General features: G+C 69.1%; 16 protein-coding genes and 1 tRNA gene. 7 read left to right on the forward strand and 10 right to left on the reverse strand.

Annotated features, from left to right (window positions below):
• Positions 1-14 precede the first annotated feature (14 nt).
• The 3 genes from BMZ45_RS00320 (at position 15) to BMZ45_RS00330 (ending at position 2,459) form a co-directional block, all read left to right on the forward strand.
• Complete coding sequence (locus BMZ45_RS00320; protein ID WP_091631251.1) at positions 15-671, forward strand: HvfX family Cu-binding RiPP maturation protein; 657 nt, start codon at positions 15-17, stop codon at positions 669-671.
• 125 nt (positions 672-796) lie between these two features.
• Positions 797-1,432 carry a ribonuclease T gene (gene rnt, locus BMZ45_RS00325; RefSeq protein WP_091631253.1) on the forward strand — a complete coding sequence of 212 codons (636 nt, stop codon included), beginning with the start codon at positions 797-799 and terminating at the stop codon, positions 1,430-1,432.
• Positions 1,433-1,556: 124 nt separating this feature from the next.
• Entirely contained in the window at positions 1,557-2,459 is a 903-nt protein-coding gene (locus tag BMZ45_RS00330; protein WP_091631255.1) for a hypothetical protein, read from the forward strand.
• A 265-nt stretch (positions 2,460-2,724) separates the two neighbouring features.
• Here the strand turns inward: BMZ45_RS00330 and BMZ45_RS00335 are convergent, their stop codons facing one another.
• From BMZ45_RS00335 to BMZ45_RS21450, 7 genes are all read right to left on the reverse strand, one after another.
• Complete coding sequence (locus tag BMZ45_RS00335; protein WP_139215339.1) at positions 2,725-3,555, reverse strand: hypothetical protein; 831 nt, start codon at positions 3,553-3,555, stop codon at positions 2,725-2,727.
• A gap of 147 nt (positions 3,556-3,702) precedes the next feature.
• Positions 3,703-4,020, reverse strand: a complete 318-nt coding sequence (sugE, locus tag BMZ45_RS00340; RefSeq protein ID WP_056176021.1) for a quaternary ammonium compound efflux SMR transporter SugE — start codon at positions 4,018-4,020, stop codon at positions 3,703-3,705.
• Positions 4,021-4,099: 79 nt separating this feature from the next.
• The gene (rlmB, locus tag BMZ45_RS00345) at positions 4,100-4,867 is read right to left on the reverse strand and encodes a 23S rRNA (guanosine(2251)-2'-O)-methyltransferase RlmB (RefSeq protein WP_091631258.1); all 768 of its coding nucleotides are present in this window, start codon (positions 4,865-4,867) and stop codon (positions 4,100-4,102) included.
• A gap of 265 nt (positions 4,868-5,132) precedes the next feature.
• Positions 5,133-7,619, reverse strand: a complete 2,487-nt coding sequence (rnr, locus tag BMZ45_RS00350) for a ribonuclease R (RefSeq protein ID WP_091633902.1) — start codon at positions 7,617-7,619, stop codon at positions 5,133-5,135.
• Positions 7,620-7,707: 88 nt separating this feature from the next.
• Positions 7,708-9,504 carry an XVIPCD domain-containing protein gene (locus BMZ45_RS00355; RefSeq protein ID WP_139215340.1) on the reverse strand — a complete coding sequence of 599 codons (1,797 nt, stop codon included), beginning with the start codon at positions 9,502-9,504 and terminating at the stop codon, positions 7,708-7,710.
• 17 nt (positions 9,505-9,521) lie between these two features.
• A complete protein-coding gene (locus BMZ45_RS00360) occupies positions 9,522-10,142 on the reverse strand; it encodes a hypothetical protein (RefSeq protein ID WP_139215341.1) in 621 nt (206 codons plus the stop codon).
• A gap of 28 nt (positions 10,143-10,170) precedes the next feature.
• The gene (locus tag BMZ45_RS21450; protein WP_175488872.1) at positions 10,171-10,572 is read right to left on the reverse strand and encodes an SRPBCC family protein; all 402 of its coding nucleotides are present in this window, start codon (positions 10,570-10,572) and stop codon (positions 10,171-10,173) included.
• Between the two features lie 260 nt (positions 10,573-10,832).
• Between BMZ45_RS21450 and BMZ45_RS00370 the strand changes: the two genes are divergently transcribed.
• Positions 10,833-11,819 carry a hypothetical protein gene (locus tag BMZ45_RS00370; RefSeq protein ID WP_091631265.1) on the forward strand — a complete coding sequence of 329 codons (987 nt, stop codon included), beginning with the start codon at positions 10,833-10,835 and terminating at the stop codon, positions 11,817-11,819.
• A gap of 63 nt (positions 11,820-11,882) precedes the next feature.
• Here BMZ45_RS00370 and BMZ45_RS00375 read toward each other — a convergent pair.
• A tRNA-Leu gene (locus tag BMZ45_RS00375) sits at positions 11,883-11,967 on the reverse strand.
• Positions 11,968-12,228: 261 nt separating this feature from the next.
• On the opposite strand from BMZ45_RS00375, the gene parC reads away from it, so the two are divergent.
• From parC to BMZ45_RS00390, 3 genes are all read left to right on the forward strand, one after another.
• Positions 12,229-14,472 (forward strand): DNA topoisomerase IV subunit A, encoded by a 2,244-nt coding sequence (gene parC, locus BMZ45_RS00380; RefSeq protein WP_091631266.1) that lies wholly within the window; start codon positions 12,229-12,231, stop codon positions 14,470-14,472.
• A 10-nt stretch (positions 14,473-14,482) separates the two neighbouring features.
• The gene (locus tag BMZ45_RS00385; protein ID WP_091631268.1) at positions 14,483-15,139 is read left to right on the forward strand and encodes a thiopurine S-methyltransferase; all 657 of its coding nucleotides are present in this window, start codon (positions 14,483-14,485) and stop codon (positions 15,137-15,139) included.
• Between the two features lie 287 nt (positions 15,140-15,426).
• Positions 15,427-15,894 carry a hypothetical protein gene (locus tag BMZ45_RS00390; protein WP_139215342.1) on the forward strand — a complete coding sequence of 156 codons (468 nt, stop codon included), beginning with the start codon at positions 15,427-15,429 and terminating at the stop codon, positions 15,892-15,894.
• Positions 15,895-15,964: 70 nt separating this feature from the next.
• On the opposite strand, the gene BMZ45_RS00395 is transcribed toward BMZ45_RS00390, so the two are convergent.
• Both BMZ45_RS00395 and asnB read right to left on the reverse strand, forming a co-directional pair.
• The gene (locus BMZ45_RS00395; RefSeq protein WP_091631271.1) at positions 15,965-17,122 is read right to left on the reverse strand and encodes a threonine aldolase family protein; all 1,158 of its coding nucleotides are present in this window, start codon (positions 17,120-17,122) and stop codon (positions 15,965-15,967) included.
• 156 nt (positions 17,123-17,278) lie between these two features.
• On the reverse strand, positions 17,279-18,958 hold the full coding sequence (gene asnB / locus BMZ45_RS00400; protein WP_091631273.1) for an asparagine synthase B: 1,680 nt from the start codon (positions 18,956-18,958) through the stop codon (positions 17,279-17,281).
• Between the last annotated feature and the right edge of the window lie 320 nt (positions 18,959-19,278).

Raw genomic sequence — 19,278 nt, forward strand, 5'->3', positions numbered from 1 at the left:
TGCCGGAGCACGCCATGCCTTTCCTCACCCGCTGCGCCCATGCGCTGCGCGACCGCCTCGAAGGCCTCGGCGCCTGGACCGCCCCGTTGGGCCTGCGCCTGGTCCTGGCCTGGGAGTTCTACGAATCCGGACGCGAGAAGCTGCACGGCCAGAACTGGTTCGCCGAGGTCATGGCCGCGTTCCCGTTTCCGTTCGACCGCGTCCCGGCCGACTTGAGCTGGACTCTGGCGACCTGGTTCGAGCTGCTGGGCGGCATCGCCCTGCTGATCGGACTGGGCACGCGCTTCTTCGCCGCCGCCCTGTTCGTGCTGACCGTGGTCGCGATCGCCGCCGTGCATTGGCCGCAGGACTGGATGGGCCTGAGCCAGCTCGCCCAGGGCTATGCGATCACCGACCAGGGCGCCGGCAACTACAAGCTGCCGCTGCTGTTCCTGGTGATGCTGTGGCCGTTGATCCTGCGCGGCCCGGGCCGTCTCAGCGTGGACGCGCTGATCGAACGCGCGCTGGGCGCCGCACCGGCGCAGGCGCGCAACGACGCCCTGGGCTGGGGCGCCGGCCTGCTGCTGTTCGGCACGGTCGCCGCGATGCTGTTGCCGCTGCCGGGCCTGATCCTGGCCGCGGCCGGCATCGCCCTGCTGACGGCGAGCCGGCTGCGTCCGCGCACCCGCTAACGCCCCGCCCCGCCGGCCTCTTCCCGCTTGCGAGAGGCGGCGCGGCGCGGGCACCGCGCCTGCGCAAGTACGCGCGGGCGCGTCGCCGCAGCGGCCCCGCCATCGCCGTCTGCTAGGCTTTCCGCATGATCGATGCCGGCCCCGCCCCCCAAACCGCCCCCGCTCCGCCCCGTTTGAGCAACCGTTTCCGCGGCTTCCTGCCGGTCGTGGTGGATGTGGAAACCGGCGGTTTCGACTGGAACCGCCACGCCCTGCTCGAGATCGCCGTGGTGCCCCTGGAGCTGGACGAACAAGGCCTGCTCTACCCCGGCACCACCTCCAGCGCGCACGTGGTGCCGGCGCTGGGGACCGAGATCGACCCCAAGTCGCTGGAAGTCACCGGCATCGACATCGACCATCCGTTCCGCGACGCCAAGCCCGAGCGGCTCGCCCTGGAAAGCGTGTTCGCGCCGGTGCGCGAGGCGATCAAGCGCCACGGCTGCCAGCGCGCGATCCTGGTCGGCCACAACGCCCATTTCGACCTCAACTTCCTCAACGCCGCGGTCGCGCGCAGCGGCCATAAGCGCAACCCGTTCCACCCCTTCAGCGTGTTCGACACCGTGACCCTGGGCGGCCTGGCCTACGGTCAGACCGTGCTCGCACGCGCGGTCCAGGCCGCGGGTTTCGAATGGAACGCCGAGGAAGCGCATTCGGCGGTCTACGACGCCGAACGCACCGCACAGCTGTTCTGCAAGGTGGTCAACGCTTGGCCGCGCAACTGAGTCGCGCAACGGCGCGTTTTAAGCCGCTCGCGTAGCTCCTTGCCGCAGGTTGGACCGCATGCCTACCGCTGCTCCTTATCTCTGGACGCCCGGACAGGGCCCCGATACGGAAGCGCTGAAGCGCTTGCGCGAACGCGCGCCGCCGCCGAAAGAGCCGATGGGCGAGGCCTGGTTCATGGGTAGCGAGCGGAAGATGTACACCGGCCTGATGCAATCCGATCCGCAGGACTGGCCCAGTCACGAATTGCGGGACGCACTAGAGGCGCTGACGACCGGGCCGAAGGCTTTCGGCCACATCGACGAATGGAGCGAGTGGTTCGCGTTCCTGCTGCCGCGCGTACTCGAGCGCGCCGACGATCGCGATGTCTACGAGGTGCTGGTCAGCGCGGTGTTCGTGCATTGCCTGGACCCGGCCCTGCCCGAGTTCCCGCCTCGCTTCCGCATGGACCTGCTCGACACCTTGGGTCGCAGGTTGATGGCGCCGTCGTGCTGGAGCGATGGTCGCGCAGGCGGCAGCGACGGGCTGTTGCAGCCGCTGTCCAACACCTATTACGGGCTCGAAGCCCATGGTGCCTTCTCGGCGGCCTGTTGCTTGGTGCTGCGATACCTGGACGCCAAAGCCGTCGACGGCTGGCTCGCATCGGTGCTCGCCATCGACGACACGGCTTGGCGTTGCGTCTTCGTGGTCTGGCTCGCGGGCGCCAGCACCTTGGTGCTCGATGCCGGGCAGCCCGAGCGCCTGGAAAACCCGCAGCATCTGGATATCGACTGGTATTGGTCCTTCTTGCACGACGGCAGCGATCCCTCTCGCAAACTTGAGCCCGATGCGCCGCAGTTCGCCTTCTTTCCCGAACCGCAGGCCCAAGCCCTGCGGGCGGCGCTCAAACGACACCTGGACCTCGCCACGATGGTGCGCTGGGGCGAGCAACTGACCGCCCTGCCCCTGGCCGACGTTGATCGCACCACCACCCTGTGGCAATACGACGCCGCCGTACTGCATGTGGTCGAGCGCTACGGTCTGAACTGAGCCTAGCGACCACAAGCGCTCGTCGGTCCGCGCGAGGTCGGTGCCAGCGCGGCACCGATCTCGCGAACCGCAGACTAGACCTGAGCCCCGGACGGCACGCCGCGTGTCGCCTTCGCCTTCACGGTGGTCGAGGACCGCATCGTCGCGATCGAGATCATCGCCGACCCGGCGCGGATGGCCGCAGCGAACGTCGCGCTGCTCGATTGATGCTTCGAACATGGACGCGGCGGCGGCTTGTTCGAAGCCGTCGCCGCAGGTGCCGCGGTCACTGTATGGGGTCGCAGCGCCGGTTGTTCGGAATGCAGCCCTTGCCGGGACAGGGTCTGGAACCGGAAGGACACACCGGGTGCACCGGCGGATTCACGCACAAGGTCGGGCCCAGGGTGGCGGCGAAACGCTCGCTGCAACGCATCCCGCCTTCGTTCTTGGCGCAGACCGTAAGCATGGCGTTGCCCTCGTTGATGTACTCGCCTTGGATCAGGCCTAGCTCGGGCACCGTGCGCAGCACGCGCGTGCCCGAATCGCTGCCGATCAGGATCTGATTGGCCATCGGCAGAGGACGATCGCATTCGATGCTCAAGGCCCCGCAGCGCGGCGTGCTGGCCGGCGCTATGCGGCAACCGGTGGGCGCGTCCGGCGGAGGCGGCAGCGGCGGAGGCGGCGGTGGCGGTGGCGCCGTCTCGAAGGGCTGATGGATGGGGGGCGCCGACGTGACCCGACAGCAATAGACCTTGGAGCCGGTGGCGCAGGGCATGCCGCTGCTGCTGTCCGCCGGCGGCTCCGCGACCGACTCGCCGGCGCGGCATCCGCCGTCGCAGAACGGCGCCGTGCCGTCCCAGCGGCAACTGCGCCCCGGGGTCTTGCAGCACAGCGCCTTGGTGCCGGTCAGACAGTCGTTACCGAACCGGTTGACCGATTCAATGCGGTCGATGGCCGGCCCGCCGACCCGCGAACGCATCTTCTCGCTCTCGTCGGCACCGCACGTGCCGTCGCAGAGAATCGCCGTGCCGTCCCAGCGGCACGCCTGCGCCTGCACCTGCGTCGCCGTGGCGCAGGCCAACAGCAGCAGTAAGACCAAACCCGAAGCACGTTCCATGTCGACTCCTCCTTGTCCGCGCACGGCCGTCCCGCGGTACCGGGCGGAAGGGCCGCGCGCATGCGTCCGTGGCGGGGCCACAGGGCCCCACTCTTTGTGCAACGTGCGCAGCGCTCACAGACGGACAAGGCGCCGCCGCTACGAATCTCAGGGAGTGGCGAGCTTCAACCCGACCAGGCCGGCCACGATCAGCAGCACGCTGATCACGCGCAGCGCATTCACAGGCTCGTGGAACAGCACGATGCCGAGGATGACGGTACCGACCGCGCCCACGCCCACCCAGATCGCATAGGCGGTGCCGACCGGCAGCGTCTTCATGGCGATGCCGAGCAGGCCCAGGCTGATCGCCATCGCGGCGACCGTGCCCACGGTGGGCCAGAGCTTGCTGAAACCGTCGGTGTATTTGAGGCCGATGGCCCAGCCGACCTCGAACAGGCCGGCGAGTACGAGAATGATCCAAGGCATGGCAGGTCTCCTTCGCGATGGGGCCGTCCCCGGGCGACTGGAGAGGCGGGGTCGTCCCCGCTTCCTGCTTGCCCGTGGATTATTTCACGGGCGCCAGGCGCTGGCGCACCGCTTCGAACAGGGTCACGCCCGTGGCTACGGATACGTTCAGGCTCTCGACCGAGATGCCGTCGGCGCCGCCCGGCATCGGGATCTTGACCAGTTGGTCGCAGTTCTCGCGGGTCAGGCGGCGCAGGCCGTCGGATTCGCCGCCCAGCACCAGGCCGACGTTGCCGCGCAGATCGATGTCGTAGAACGAGGCCTCGGCCTCGCCGGCCAGGCCGTACAACCACACGCCCAGCTCCTGCAGCTCGCGCAGCGAGCGCGCCAGGTTGGTGACCGGAATGATCGGCACGCTGTCGGCGGCGCCGGCCGAGGTCTTGCGCACGGTGGCGTTGATCTGCACCGCGCGGTCCTTGGGGATCACCACCACGGTCACGCCGGCCGCGGCCGCGCTGCGCAGGCAGGCGCCGAGGTTGTGCGGGTCCTGCACGCCGTCCAGCACCAGCACCAGGGCGCGGCCCTGCGCGGCTTCGATCAGGCCCTGCAGTTCGTTCTCGCTCCAGGTCTTGGCGGCGGCGTAACGCGCGACCACGCCCTGGTGGCGCAGGCCGCCGGCGACGCCGTCCACGGCCTGGCTGGCGACCTTGCGCACGTCGATGCCGACGCGGCGCGCATTGCTTTCGATCTCGGCCAGGCGCGGGTTCTTGGCGCCGGCTTCGATCAGCACCTCGCGCACGTTATCGGCGTCGTGCTCGATCGCCGCCGAGACTGCGTTGATGCCGGCGATCCATTGTTTCTGGCTCATGAGGGTTCCGTAGACGGGAGCGAGCGCCGGCCGGGCATGGGCCGGGGCGGCGGGAGGACAAGGGGGGAGATTCTAAGCCAGTGGGCGTGTAGAGGCCCGTCCGCGGCGTTCTCCCCCTCCCTCGGACAGTTCCCCCTTTGTAGAGGGGGGCCAGGGGGATTCGCTCTTGCTTCCGAGAAGCAAATCCCCCGCACCCCGATCCAAGCCGCGTATCGGCTCTAGCGCAGGGCGCAGCCCCCTCTTCAAAGGGGGCGACGGGAGTAGCTCAGTACTTCTGCTTGCTGCGCTTGGCCGGCTGCCCGCGCGGCGGCAGCGGCTTGGCGCCGCGGTCCTCGACCAGCTTGAAGTCGATCTTGCGGTCCTCGACGCTGGCCTTCATCACCACGATCGAGACCCGGTCGCCGAGCCGGAACTCGCGCGCGGTGCGCTCGCCCTGCAAGGTCTTGCGGATCGGATCGAAGTGGTAATAGTCGTGCGGCAGCTGGGTGACGTGGATCAGGCCGTTGACCTTGGATTCGTCGAGCTCGACGAACAGGCCGAAGCTGGTCACGCCGCTGATGGTGCCCTCGAACTCGCCGCCGACGTGCTGCTCCATCCAGGCCGCGCGGTAACGTTCGTCGACCTCGCGCTCGGCTTCGTCGGCGCGACGCTCGCGTTCGGAGCATTGCAGCGCCAGCGCCGCCATCTCGCGCGGCGAGTACAGGTACTGGTCCGGGCGCGCGCCGGTCAACGCGTACTTGATCGCGCGGTGCACCAGCAGGTCGGGATAGCGGCGGATCGGCGAGGTGAAGTGCGCATACGCCTCCAGGGCCAGGCCGAAGTGGCCCAGGTTGTCCGGCGCGTACACCGCCAGGCTCTGGCTGCGCAGCAGCACCGATTCGATCAGGGCCGCGTCGGGACGCTCGCGCACCTTCTTCAGCAGTTCGGTGAAGTCGCGCGGCTGCACCTGCGGCCACGGCGGCATGCGCAGCTTGAACTCCTTGAGGAACTCCTGCAGGTCGGCGTACTTCTGCTCCGGCGGGCGCTCGTGGTTGCGGTAGGGCGCCGGCACGTGCGCGCCGATCAGGTACTTCGCGGCCTCGACATTGGCCGCGATCATGCATTCCTCGATCAGCTTGTGCGCGTCGTTGCGCTGGAGCATGCCGGCCTGCACGACTTCGCCGCGCTGGTCCAGCACGAAACGCACTTCGCTGGATTCGAACTCGATCGCGCCGCGGCGCTGGCGCGCCTTGGACAGGACCTGGTAGAGCTGGTGCAGGCGCTGGATGTTCGGCAGCAGCGAACCGATCTGGGCCAGGGCCTCCTCGCGCGCTTCCGGCTCGACGCCCTCGCCCACCGCGTTCCAGACCTGGGTGTAGGTCAGCCGCGCGTGCGAATTCATCACCGCTTCGTAGAACTTCGAATGAGCGACCAGGCCTTCGCGATCGATCTGCATATCGCAGACGAAACACAGGCGATCGACCTTGGGCTTGAGCGAGCAGATGCCGTTGGACAGCGTCTCCGGCAGCATCGGCACCACGAAACCCGGGAAATAGACCGAGGTCGCGCGGCGGATGGCTTCTTCGTCCAGCGGCGTCCCCGGACTCACGTAATGCGAGACGTCGGCGATCGCGACCACCAGACGGAAGCCGTCGCGGTTGGGCTCGCAATAGACCGCGTCGTCGAAGTCCTTGGCGTCCTCGCCGTCGATGGTGACCAACGGCGTTGCGCGCAGATCGACGCGTTGCGCGGCCACCGCCGGCGGCACGGTCAGCGGCACCGCGGCGGCCTCGTCCAGCACCGGCTGCGGGAACTCATGCGGCAGCTCGTGGCCGTGGATCGCGGCCTGCACCGCCAGCGACGCGGTCAGGCGTTCGCCCAGCACCGTCAGTACGCGGCCGATCGGCGGGCGCTTGGCGTCCGGCGCCTGCACCAGCTCGCAGACCACCAGCTGGCCGTTCTGCGCCTCCAGGCGCGAGTCCGGCGGAATCTGCACGTTGCGCTGGATGCGGCGATCGTCGGGCACCACATAGCTGATGCCGGATTCGACCGTGTAGCGGCCGATCAGGCGGTTGAGGCGACGCTCCAGCACTTCCACGATCGCGCCTTCGCGGCGGCCGCGGCGGTCGACGCCGGTGACACTGGCGAGCACGCGGTCGCCGTGCATGGCCTTGCGCATCTCGAACGGCGGCAGAAACAGGTCGTCGCCGCCGCCCGCTTCCGGACGCAGGAAACCGAAGCCGTCGGGGTTGGCGATCACCACGCCCGGGATCAGGTCCATGCGCGCAGCGGGCGCGAACTCGCCCTTGCGGTTCTGCAGCAACTGGCCTTCGCGCAGCATCGCGGCCAGGCGCTTGCCGAGCGCGTCGAAACGGTCCGGCGCGCTCAGGCCCAGGGTCTCGGCCAGGGCCTCGGCGCGCATCGGGCCGTCGGCGGTGGCCAACAGTTGCAGGATGGCTTCGCGGCTGGCGATGGGCTGCTCGTAACGGCTGGCCTCGCGCTCGGCGTAGGGATCGTTGTAGGCCGGCGGCGCGTGGCGCGCGCGCGGGGCGGAGGCCGGGGCCGCGTCGCCCTTGCCGCGCTTGCCGCCCTTGCTCGGCGGACCGTGTTGGAGGGTGTCGGGCAACCAGGGCGGTCGCGGCGCGGCGCTCTTCTTGCCGCCTGCGGGCCTGGCGGCGGCCTGCTTGCCTTGCGCCGGCTTGGCGCCGGCCTTCGCGCTGGGTGCGCGGGTGGATTTGCCGGGCTTGCCCCCGGCCGGGGTCTTCTTACTCATCGCGGCATGGTCGCACATCGCCATGAACGCGGCGTCGTCGGGTCGCTTCCGACGACGCGTGCGCGGCCCCGGCGCGGCGGGGTCGGACTCAGCTCATGCGCTGCGCGCCGCGGCTGGGCGCGTCCTGCCCGCCCAGGCCCTGGCTCTGCTGCTGGCTCTGCTGCGCGCCGATCTGGGCGAGTTGGTCGAAGCTCTGGGCCGCGGGCACGCGTGCGGCCTGGTGGGCTTCGACCTGGGCGTGGAAATGCGGGCCGCGCTCGCCGGCCGGCGAGTACATCGCGAACACGTGGACCTCGCCGTTCGCGGTCGGCCGCCCGATCGCGACGCGATCGATGGCGTGGCTGAGCGGATCGGCCTTGTGCCGGCACAGCAGTTGCGCGGAGATGTTGTCGCACTGCTCGGCGTTCCAGCGTCCGTCGGCCGCGACCACGCCACGGATGCTGCCGAAGGCGGCGTGGTCGGGATGCTGACGATCGCGCGCGTCGTTCGCGCCCAGGGGCTGACCGGCGGGACGCGGCGCGCCGGGCGCCGGGATCGGCCCGATCTCGTTGCCGCGGCGGTCCAGCTCGGCCGGCGTCGGCGTGTGCGGCAGCGGCTGCGCAGGGCCGGTCGGGTTCGCGGTCGGCGGCGCCACCACCGGCGCGGGCTGGGCCGTGACCGGCGCAGGCTCGGCGCGCAGCGCGGGCGCATTGCGATCCACCCGCAGCAGGCGCTCGGAGGCGCCGTTGCGATCGATGTTGAGATCGACGACGCGGTTGGCCTGATTCACGCGCGACAGGTCGTCGCGATCGACCTCGCTCCAGGCGCCGCGCACGAAGGCGTGGCCGTTGCCCTTGCGGTCCCAGGTCACGAAGTCGTTGCCGGCCGCGTACACGCCGTTGTCGTTGAACCGGCCCGGCTGGGCCTGGCTGGTGCGCGCCTGCTGATAGGCGCCGCCGCGATCCAGGGCATGGATGAAGGGCTCGGCCTGCTCGTAGTTCACGAACAAGCGCCGCACCGTCGCGTACTCGCCGGGCAGGTTCGGATGCGCGCGATCCTGATCCAGGCGCGTCGGGTTGATCACAGGGTTGGCGGTGACGTGTTCCCAGACCGGGCGCAGCGGGCTGTCGGGGTGCGCATTGCGCAGCGCATTGACCACATCGGCGCCATGCACCGCCTTGTCGCGGCCTGTCTGGAAGTAGTCGTTCGCGCGCGGATTGATGTCGCCGATGGCGTCGCTGACGTCGGCCACGTTGCGATACTGCCCGCGTTCGAGCGCGCTCAGGATCGGACGCGCCTGCGTTTCGTTCTGGTTGTAGACCTTGGCGATCATGGCGGTCAGCTTGACCTGATCGTCCCCGCTGGCGTCGCGGTACAGCTGGCTGCGCTGTAGTGGGGCGATCGCGCGATCCATGAGCTTGTCGACTTGCGCGACGTCGCGGTCGTGTACCCAGGTCACGCCGGCATCCGAGGCGAGAAAGCTATCCAGGCGCGAGCGCACGGTAGCGTCGACGTCGCGGCCCTGGTCGTTGCCGATCCGGCCGCCGTCGCGGCCCAGATCCGAGACCGTCTGCGCGACCTGCGCATTGTTCAACACCCAGTCCGGGTGATGCGTACGCGCCCAGCCCTGGTAGGCGTTCACGAGGTCCGCCGGCACGTTCTCGCCGTTGCGTACGCCCGGCTGGTAGTGCTGCCCCAGGTCGGTCTGGATGGTGCCGATGGTATAGCCGCTGCTGTCGGCGGTTTCGATCCGCGCGGTGCGCGGGTTGTCGCCGGCGACCGCAAGTCGATAGGCGTTTTCGCCGCTCTCGGAAGTGACGCCGACCGCGAAGTAGATCGTCGCGCGCAACTCGGCATCGGTGAGGCCCGGCCTGGCGGCAGGGCGCTGATTAGGCGTATCGGTCATGGCTGCCCCTCCTGGGCTTACTCTTCGCAGACTTCTTCCGATTCGACGACCGGCACCTGATGGGCCGCCTGACGATTCAGGCTGAGGTACTCATCGCTGACCTCGCCTTCCCGGCGATACCACAGCAATCGCTCGCCACTGCGAACGAAATAGGCGGCATCGGCGGTATAGGCCGGACAGCGCGCGTAGCCGCCGCGCTGCTCGGTGGTGGTGCACACGTCCACCTCGAGCTTGTCGTCCCGAAGCCTGCCCCGGAAATTGCCGTCCGAGCCCCAGATGTCGGTGCCGTCGCTCCAGGTGCCGGTATAGCCAGCGCCATCGCGGGTGAGGGTGATGCCGACGTAGTGGCCCTTGTAACAGCGGGTACTGAAACCCCAGTCGCCGGCGAACGGATCGGTACCGACGCCCGTCGCCGCCTTGGTCGCCGTGAGTCGCGGGTTCTGCGCCGAGCAGGCGCCGCCCGACAAGGCCAATGCAGCCAGGCACAGCATCGTCCAGGCCTTGCGCCGGACGGATCGATCCAACATTCCGCTCTCCTTGTGGGCTTGCCGCTCGCCGCGAAGCCGCAGGCGGCCCCGTTCCATCGCCCGCAGAATAACGCCGGCCGGCGCGGGCGGGCAGGCGAAAGACGCCGGCATGCGCCGAACCGAAGCGCCGATGCGGGGATCAGGCGGCCCGCTCGCGCGCGTGATGCGCCTGCAGGCGGCTGTTCCAATCGTTGATCGTGTCCAGCAGGCGCGCACGCAGCAAGCGCGCGTCCTGCTGCGTATCCGTCAGCGCCAGGGTGCGCGCGTGGCAGACCAGCGCGCCGCCGGCGCTTTCTTCGATCCGCCATCGGTGCAGTCCGGGCCAGGGCCCGTGCAGCAACGCCCATTCGAGCCGGCGCCCGGGTTCCACCCAGGTCAGGCGCGCGACCGCCAGCGCCTCGTGCTCGCGCCAGCACAGCGCGGTGCCCGGCTGTGCCGGGCCTATTCGATGGGCGACGCGGATGTGCTCGTGCCAATGCGGCCAGGCGTCGAGGTCGATCAGGCAGTCCCAGATGGCGGCGGGACTGGCGTCGACGCGCACGCAGGCGCCGACGGCGATGGAGTGGGCATGGGAGGACGGTGTCAGAGGCGACTCCTGATGGCGCGACGCGCGGTCGCGTTGATGACATGGATACGTCGAAGGCGACGACGGTTTCAGCGCCGCCGGGGCGGGCCCGAGGCGCGAACGGCGGGGCTTACGGCGCCGTCCGTCGTCCGACGCGAAAACCGCGGCCCGGCGCTGGCCGACGCGCCGCGCAGGCGGCGTTTCCTGCCTTGGAGCACTCAGGAGGAGTGGCGGCCATGGCGATGATCTGCCGGCAGGTCGAGGAACGTTTCAAGGAAATCCGCGAATCCATCAGCGAGACCGTCGAAACCATCCGCAAGGAATTCCAGGAAAAGGTCTGCGAGTCCCTGCCCTGGCCGCTGGACTGGTTCTGCAAGCTGGTGACGCGGGTGATCTTCGAGACCATCCGCATCGTCGTGGTGGTCATACTCGAAGTGGTGCGGGTGGTGTCCCGCGTCGTCTGCGAGTTCGTCACCGCCGTGCTGTACGTGGTCGGCGCCGCGTTGTCGACGCTGATCAATGTGCCGTTTCTGGGGCCGATCGTGCGCGGCGCGATCCGACTGATCATGGAAGCCTGGTCGCAAGGCGTCGGCCTGGTCGACGCGGGCGCGCGCCTGCTCGGCATCCGCATCACCAAATACCTGCGGGTCTGCATCATCGTCTTGCGCGAGGACTCCGGCGCCCTGACCGCGCCCGCCGCCAGCCTGGCGACCGCGATCGCGCTGGCCGAATCGACGTTCTATCGCGGCGCGAAAGTGCGCCTGAAGGTGCTGGGCATCCACGAGCCCAGACAGCCCGCGCCCCGCGACGCACTGGACGTGCATAGCGAGGCCGGCGCGATCTGGGAGGAACTGTGGCTACCGGGCGGCTACTACGAGGCCGCCGCCACCGCCAACTGCACCGAAGAATCCTTTCTGCGTCTGATCGGCCTCGGCGGCCCGGTGATCGCGTTCGTGGTGCGCTCGATCGAGGGCGGCCCGACCGGCTGTTCCTTGGGGCCGTTGACCGACTACATCACCGTGGAACGCGCCTGCTTCGTCGGCGCCGGCGCCGACCCGACCGTGCTGGCCCACGAGCTCGCCCACGCCTGCTCGCTGGGGCATGTCTCGGACCCGACCAATCTGATGTTCGGCAGCAGCGGCGTCGGCCAACTGCGCGGCACCGCGCTGTCGCCGCTGCAGAGCACCCTGCTGCGCAACAACCGCCACGTGACCTACGTATGAGCCCGCTCGTTCCGGGGCCCGAAAACGAAAAACCCCTGATTTCTCAGGGGTTTTTCTGAATAGTGGTGCCCAGGAGAGGACTCGAACCTCCACGGTTTTACCCGCTAGTACCTGAAACTAGTGCGTCTACCAATTCCGCCACCTGGGCCTATCGCAACGCCGTCGACGCTGCGAGGAGGCGTATGTTGCGTTGCGGTGAGGCGGCTGTCAACGGTTTTGTCACAACGCCGGCTCAACGCCGAAATCGGCAAGGCCGGCCGCCCCCGGGGCCCACCGGGGACTGGCCGGCGTGGCGTGCGGCGCACGCGCGCGGCTCCGCACGCGCAACACCAGGCGAGATCGCGACCACGGCGCAGTACGCCGACGGGTAGAATCGTGCGGTCACGCCTTAGCGAGTTGATTGCGTTCCATGACTGATTCCGTCCGTCCGGTGTTCCACGGCTTCGAACAGATCCCGCTGCGCGAGTACGCCGAGCGCGCCTACCTCGATTATTCGATGTACGTGGTGCTCGACCGCGCCCTGCCCTTCCTCGGCGACGGCCTCAAGCCGGTCCAGCGCCGCATCATCTATTCGATGAGCGAGCTCGGCCTCAACGCCGCCGCCAAGCCCAAGAAGTCCGCGCGCACCGTCGGCGACGTGATCGGTAAGTACCACCCGCACGGCGACAGCGCCTGCTACGAAGCCATGGTCCTCATGGCCCAGCCGTTCTCGTACCGCTACCCGCTGGTCGAGGGCCAGGGCAATTTCGGTTCCAGCGACGATCCCAAGTCGTTCGCGGCGATGCGCTACACCGAGTCCAAGCTGACCCCGATCGCCGAAGTGCTGCTGGGCGAGCTCGGCCATGGCACGGTCGACTGGGTGCCCAACTTCGACGGCACCCTGGAAGAGCCGACCTGGATGCCGGCGCGCCTGCCGCACCTGCTGCTCAACGGCACCACCGGCATCGCGGTCGGCATGGCCACCGACGTGCCGCCGCACAACCTCAACGAAGTCGTCAGCGCCTGCGTGCGCCTGCTCGACGACCCGGACGCGACCACCCGCGACCTGTGCGAGCACGTGCTCGGCCCGGACTATCCGACCACCGCCGAGATCATCACCCCGCGCGCCGACCTGATCGCGATGTACGAAACCGGCCTGGGCAGCGTGCGTGCGCGCGCCACCTGGGTGAAGGAAGCGCAGAACTTCGTGATCACCGCGCTGCCTTACCAGGCCTCGCCGGGCAAGATCATCGAACAGATCGCCCAGCAGATGCGCGCCAAGAAGCTGCCCTGGCTGGAAGACCTGCGCGACGAGTCCGACCACGCCAATCCGACCCGGATCGTGCTGGTGCCGCGCTCCAACCGCGTCGATGCCGAACAGCTGATGGGTCATCTGTTCGCGACCACCGATCTGGAAAAGAGCTACCGCGTCAACGTCAACGTGATCGGCCTGGACGGCCGCCCCCAGGTCAAGGGCCTGAAGGCGCTGCTGAGCGAGTGGCTGGTGTTCCGCACCGACACCGTCACCCGCCGCCTCACCCATCGCCTGGAAAAGGTCGAGCGCCGCCTGCACCTGTTGGAAGGCCTGCTGATCGCGTTCCTCAATCTGGACGAAGTGATCCGCATCATCCGCACCGAGGACGAACCGCGTCCGGTGCTGATGGAGCGCTTCGGGCTCAGCGAGGACCAGACCGACTACATCCTGGAAACCAAGCTGCGCCAGCTCGCGCGGCTGGAAGAGATGAAGATCCGCGGCGAACAGGCCGAGCTGGCCAAGGAACGCGAGCAGCTGATCGCCACCCTGGGCAGCAAGGCCAAGCTCAAGAAGCTGGTCAAGGACGAGCTGCTGGCCGACGCCAAGAAGTTCGGCGATGCGCGCCGCTCGCCGCTGGTCGCCCGCGACGCCGCCCAGGCCCTGTCGGAAACCGAGCTGGTGGCCAGCGAGCCGATGACCGTGGTGCTCAGCGAGAAGGGCTGGGTGCGCGCGGCCAAGGGCCACGACATCGACGCGGCGACCCTGAGCTATCGCGACGGCGACGGCCTGCTGGGCTCGGTCAAGAGCCGCAGCACGCAGCAGGTCGCGTTCCTGGATTCGACCGGCCGCGCCTACTCCACCGTGGTCCATGGCCTGCCCTCGGCGCGCGGTAACGGTGAGCCGCTGACCGGGCGCTTCTCGCCCGCCGCCGGCGCTTCGTTCCAGGCCCTGGCCAGCGGCGACAACGACAGCCGTTTCGTGCTGGCGTCCAGCCACGGCTATGGCTTCGTGACCCGTTTCGAAAACCTGACCGGCCGCAACAAGGCCGGCAAGGCCATGCTGTCGCTGACCCCGAACGCCAAGGTGCTGCAGCCGGCTGCGGTCGGCACGGTCGAAGCCGACCGGGTGGTCGCGGTGACCAACGTCGGCCACCTGCTCGCGTTCCCGGTCTCGGAGTTGCCCGAGCTGGACAAGGGCAAAGGCAACAAGATCATCGACATCCCCAAGGCCAAGCTCGGCACCGAGCGCGTGGTCGCGGTAGCGGTGGTCGCGCCGGGCACGACGCTGAGCGTGCGTTCGGGCACGCGCACCATGAGCCTGTCCTGGAAGGACCTGGACGCCTACGTGGGCGCGCGCGCGACCCGCGGCGGCCTGCTGCCGCGCGGCTGGCAGAAGGTCGAAGGCTTGTCGGTCGAGTGAGCTGAGCGACGTGGAAGCGGAGTTCTGGCAGCAACGCTGGCGCGAGCGGCAGATCGGCTTCCATCAGGAACGGCCGTCGCCGCTGCTGCTCAAGCATTGGCCGTCGCTGGGCCTGGCGTCGGCCAGCCGGGTATTCGTACCGCTGGCCGGCAAGACGCTGGACATGGCCTGGTTCGCCTCGCAGGGCCATCGCGTGCTCGGCGTGGAGCTGTCGCAAATCGCGGTCGAGGAGTTCTTCGCCGAACACGGCCTGAGCCCCGCGGTCGAGGCGACCCGCTACGGCCGCCACTACCGGGCCGGCGCGATCGAACTGATCTGCGGCGACGCCTTCGCGCTGAGCGCCGAACTGCTGGCGGATTGCGCGGCCGTGTTCGACCGCGCCGCCCTGATCGCCCTGCCGCCGCCGCTGCGCGAACGCTATGCGGGCGAACTCTACCCGCGCCTGCCCGCCGGCTGCCGCGGCCTGCTGATCACGCTGGAATATCCGCAGCACGAGAAGCAGGGCCCGCCGTTCTCGGTGGTCGAGCAGGAAGTCCATCGCCTGTACTCGCCGGACTGGCGGCTGCGCACGCTGGAGCGCCGCGACATCCTCGCCCAGCAACCGGCCTTCGTCGCCGACGGCGTGACCGCGCTGGACACCGTGGTTTACGCGCTGGAGCGCGACTGAGGCTAGACGCCGGTGGGTCATGGCGGCCGGCGTTCGCGCCGCGCGATGCGAACGCAGCCCAAGCGCAACTCCCGATGGGCACGATGCCTCGCCGCCCGCGCGATGCGACGAAACCACGGAATCGTGGGATGAATTGCAGTGACGGCGACATGCGCAGATCCGACAATGGCAACGACGGCCACGCGGCCGTCGTTGCCGCCGGCGGCGGTCCCGCCGCAGCCCCCTCGGGGGCCGGTCAGGAACGGCCGCTGCCGGCATTACCCACTAGCACGCAAGGATCTGCGTCCATGAAATCTACCCACCCTCGCCTCGCCCTGATCGCTGCGGCCCTGTTGCTGCCCCTGACCGCCGCGGCGACACCGCCCCCGGACGCCACCGCGCGCATCTCGATCTGCAACGGCGGTTACTTCGCCGTGATGTCGCTGGACTTCGGCAACACCGGCACCACCGCCACCGTCATCGCCAAGGCCAACGTGATCAGCACGCCGGCCGGTCCCTTCCCACCCGCGCCGCCGTACTACGCGGTCTATGCCGCGGCCTCGCACCGTCCGGACGCGGGCTCGGCCTGGTCCACCAACGACCAGAACCTGGAAGGCGTCTCGTCCTACCCGGCCTCGCCGGCCAGCGCGACCAAGATGGCGTTCCGCTCCGCGACCTGCGAACTGGCCGGCAACGCCGTGGTCAGCGTGCATTGCCCTAGCGGTCAGTGGGAATACAAGACCCTGGAACGCACCTGGGTCGGCTGCGGTCTGTAAGCGCGCTTAAGCCGTCGCCACGAACGGGCGCCGCCAAGGCGGCGCCCGTTTCGCATGCGAGCGCGATGGCTCAGGCCTTCGCGGCTTCGATCAAACCCTGCGCGATCGCCTCGGCGCTGGAGCGCAGCACGCTCGGGTTGACCTGCATCGCGAACTCGCCGGTCTGCGGGTGCGGCCGCGACAACAGCAAGCCGCGCTGCTTGGCGCGCTCGCGAAAGGCCTGCGTATCGCCGGAGACCGCAAGAAAATAGCGGCTGGTGCCTGCGGGCAGCTTGCGCGACTTGAAACGACGATCCTTGGCCAGCAGCGCCAGCATGCGCTCGGTGAGCTGCCAGGACTGCGCGTAATCGGCCTCGTAACGGTCCAGGTACTGCGCGGCCACCGCGACCCCCGGCCAGGCCTGCGGCAGGGAGCCGCCGAACATGCGCCGGGTGTGATACAGGCCGTCGATGAAGGCCGAATCGCCCGCCAGGATGGCCCCCGACATGCCGTTGAAGTGCTTCCACAGCGACACGAACACGGTGTCGAACAAGGCCGCGTACTCCTGCAGGCTGCGACCGGAGTGATACGGCAGATTGAACAGCCGCGCGCCGTCCAGGTGCAGGCGGATGCCCTCGCCGCGCGCGTACGCGCTCAGGCGCACCAACTCGTCGTAGTCGGCCATCTCGTGGTCGCGGCGCCGCACCGGCGACTCGATCGAAATCGCGCCGATCTTCATCGGCACGCGCCCGCCTGCGGACCGGCCGACCCAGTCGCGCGCCTCGTCCACCGTGAGGGTGCTGCGCCCCGGCGCCAGCGGAATCAGGTTGAGCCCGCTGAGGATCTCGCCGCCGTCGCCGCTGTCGTTATAGAAATGGCTTTCGGCCTGCACCAGCACGCGGCGGTCGGCGCCGGCCAGCTTGCGCAGCGCGATGTGGTTGGCGAGGGTACCGGTGGGCACGAACATCGCCGCCGGCTTGCCCAGCTTCTGGGCGAAGCGGGCCTCCAGCTCGGCGACGATGCCGCCGTTGGAATAGTTGTCCGCTTCGATGCCGGCCCCGGCGCTCATGCGCTCCAGCAGCACCGCGTACTCGCGCGAGCTCAGGCCCAGGCCGTCGTCGTAGAAATTGACGTGCTTGAACAAGTCCGCGTCGGCGTGGCCGGCCGCCGCCGGCGCGGCCGCCGCTTGCGCGAGCACGGGCGAGACCGCCGTCAAACCGCTTACTGCGATGAATCGGCGTCTGTCCATGCGCGCATCCCGGATTCGTGGTGGCCGGGATCATAACGCAGCGTATTCGTGGCGATGCGCGCCTCGCCGCATGCGTCGAAACCTTGCGCGTCGTCCGAACGCCGACGGCGCGGCGCGCCGTGTAGCGCACGCCGCACCGGACCGCATCGAACCCGCTCAGGCCAACGCGGCCTGATGCACGCCCGCGACCGCGCGCCCGGAAGGATCGGCGGCGTTGGCGAAGGCCGCATCCCAGGCGATCGCGGCCGGCGAGGAACAGGCGATCGACTTGCCGCCCGGTACGGTCTCGGCGCAGGCCGTGCCCGGGAAGTGGCGCTCGAAGATCGAGCGGTAGTAGTAGGCCTCCTTGGTCTGCGGCGGGTTGATCGGGAAGCGCACCGGCGCGGCGGCCAGATCGCGGTCGCTGACCTGGGCTTCGGCATGCGCCTTGAGCCCGTCGATCCAGCCGTAGCCGACGCCGTCGCTGAACTGTTCCTTCTGCCGCCACAGGATGGAATCGGGCAGATAGCCTTCGAAGGCCTCGCGCAGCACCGCCTTCTCGATCCGGCCCTTGCCGGCCATCTTGGCCTGCGCGTCCATGCGCATCGCCACCTCCAGGAACTCGACGTCCAGGAACGGCACGCGCGGCTCCACGCCCCAGGCCATCATCGACTTGTTCGCGCGCAGGCAGTCGAAGCTGTGCAGGGCGTCGAGCTTGCGCACCAGCTCTTCGTGGAACTCGCGCGCGTTCGGCGCCTTGTGGAAGTACAGGTAGCCGCCGAAGATCTCGTCGCTGCCCTCGCCCGACAGCACCATCTTCACGCCCATGGCCTTGATCCGCCGCGCCAGCAGGAACATCGGCGTGGAGGCGCGGATGGTGGTGACGTCGTAGGTCTCGATGTGCTGGATCACGTCCGGCAGCACGTCCAGGCCCTCCTCGAAGGTGTAGGTGAAACCGTGGTGCACGGTGCCCAGTGCCTGCGCGGCGATCTCGGCCGCGGCCAGGTCGGGCGAGCCGTCCAGGCCGATCGCGAAGGAATGCAGGCGCGGCCACCAGGCCTCGGCCTGATCGTCCTCCTCGATGCGCCGGCGCGCGAACCGCGCCGCGCAGGCCGCCACCAGCGACGAGTCCAGCCCGCCCGACAGCAGCACGCCGTAGGGCACGTCGCTCATCATCTGCCTGTGCACGGCGCGCTCGAAGGCGGTGCGCAGTTCCTCCTTGCTCACCTCGACGCCACGCGTGGCTTCGTAATCGCGCCACGGTCGCTGGTAGTACTTCACCGGCACGCCGACTTCGCTGTCGTAGTAATGACCGGGAGGAAACGCGGCGACGTCGTCGCACAGGCGCGCCAGCACCTTCATCTCCGAGGCCACCCACAAACGGCCGTCGGCATCGTGGCCCCAGTACAGCGGGCACACGCCGATCGGGTCGCGCGCGATCACATAGCGGCCGCGCGCCGCATCCCACAGGGCGAAGGCGAAGATGCCGTTGAGGCGGTTCAGCAGCTCGCCCAGGTCGCCGCCTTCGCGGTAGAGCGCGTTGATGACCTCGCAGTCGGACTTGGTCTGGAATTCGTAGGGAGAGACCAACTGCTGTTCGAGTTCGCGGTGGTTGTAGATCTCGCCGTTGACCGCCAGCGCGAGCTCGCCGTCGGCCGAACGCAGCGGCTGCGAACCGCCGGTGGGGTCGACGATGGCGAGGCGTTCGTGCACCAGCAGCGCGCGCGGATCGACGCTGACGCCGGACCAGTCGGGGCCGCGGTGGCGCTGGCGCGCCGACAGGGACAGGGCCAGCGGCCTGAGCGGTCTCAAGTCGGCGCCGGGGCGGAGGTCGAACAGGCCGAGGATCGAGCACATCGGGGGAGTCTCCAGGTGAGGTTGAACTGCATTTCTTTGCATCCCTGGCCATGGATGGCCAGGCGCTTGTTCAAGGACGGACGATCAGCAAAGACCAAAAAAAACCCGCGCTGGTCGGCGCGGGCTTCGTTGACGATTAAGAGCGTATGTTGCGCGCGCTAATCGCCGGCCCGCGGGAGGCTGGCGTTATTGCGATTGTTATTGTTCGCCACGGCCACGGCCGCGCGGCCGCGGAGGGCGGCGCTGCGGATCAGGACGGTGGCGAAGGGACGGCTCATGGCCCGATCCTGCTTGAGGCCGGGGCGTTTTGCAAGCGGCCG

Source organism: Lysobacter sp. cf310, from assembly GCF_900114355.1.
Classification (GTDB): Bacteria; Pseudomonadota; Gammaproteobacteria; order Xanthomonadales; family Xanthomonadaceae; genus Lysobacter.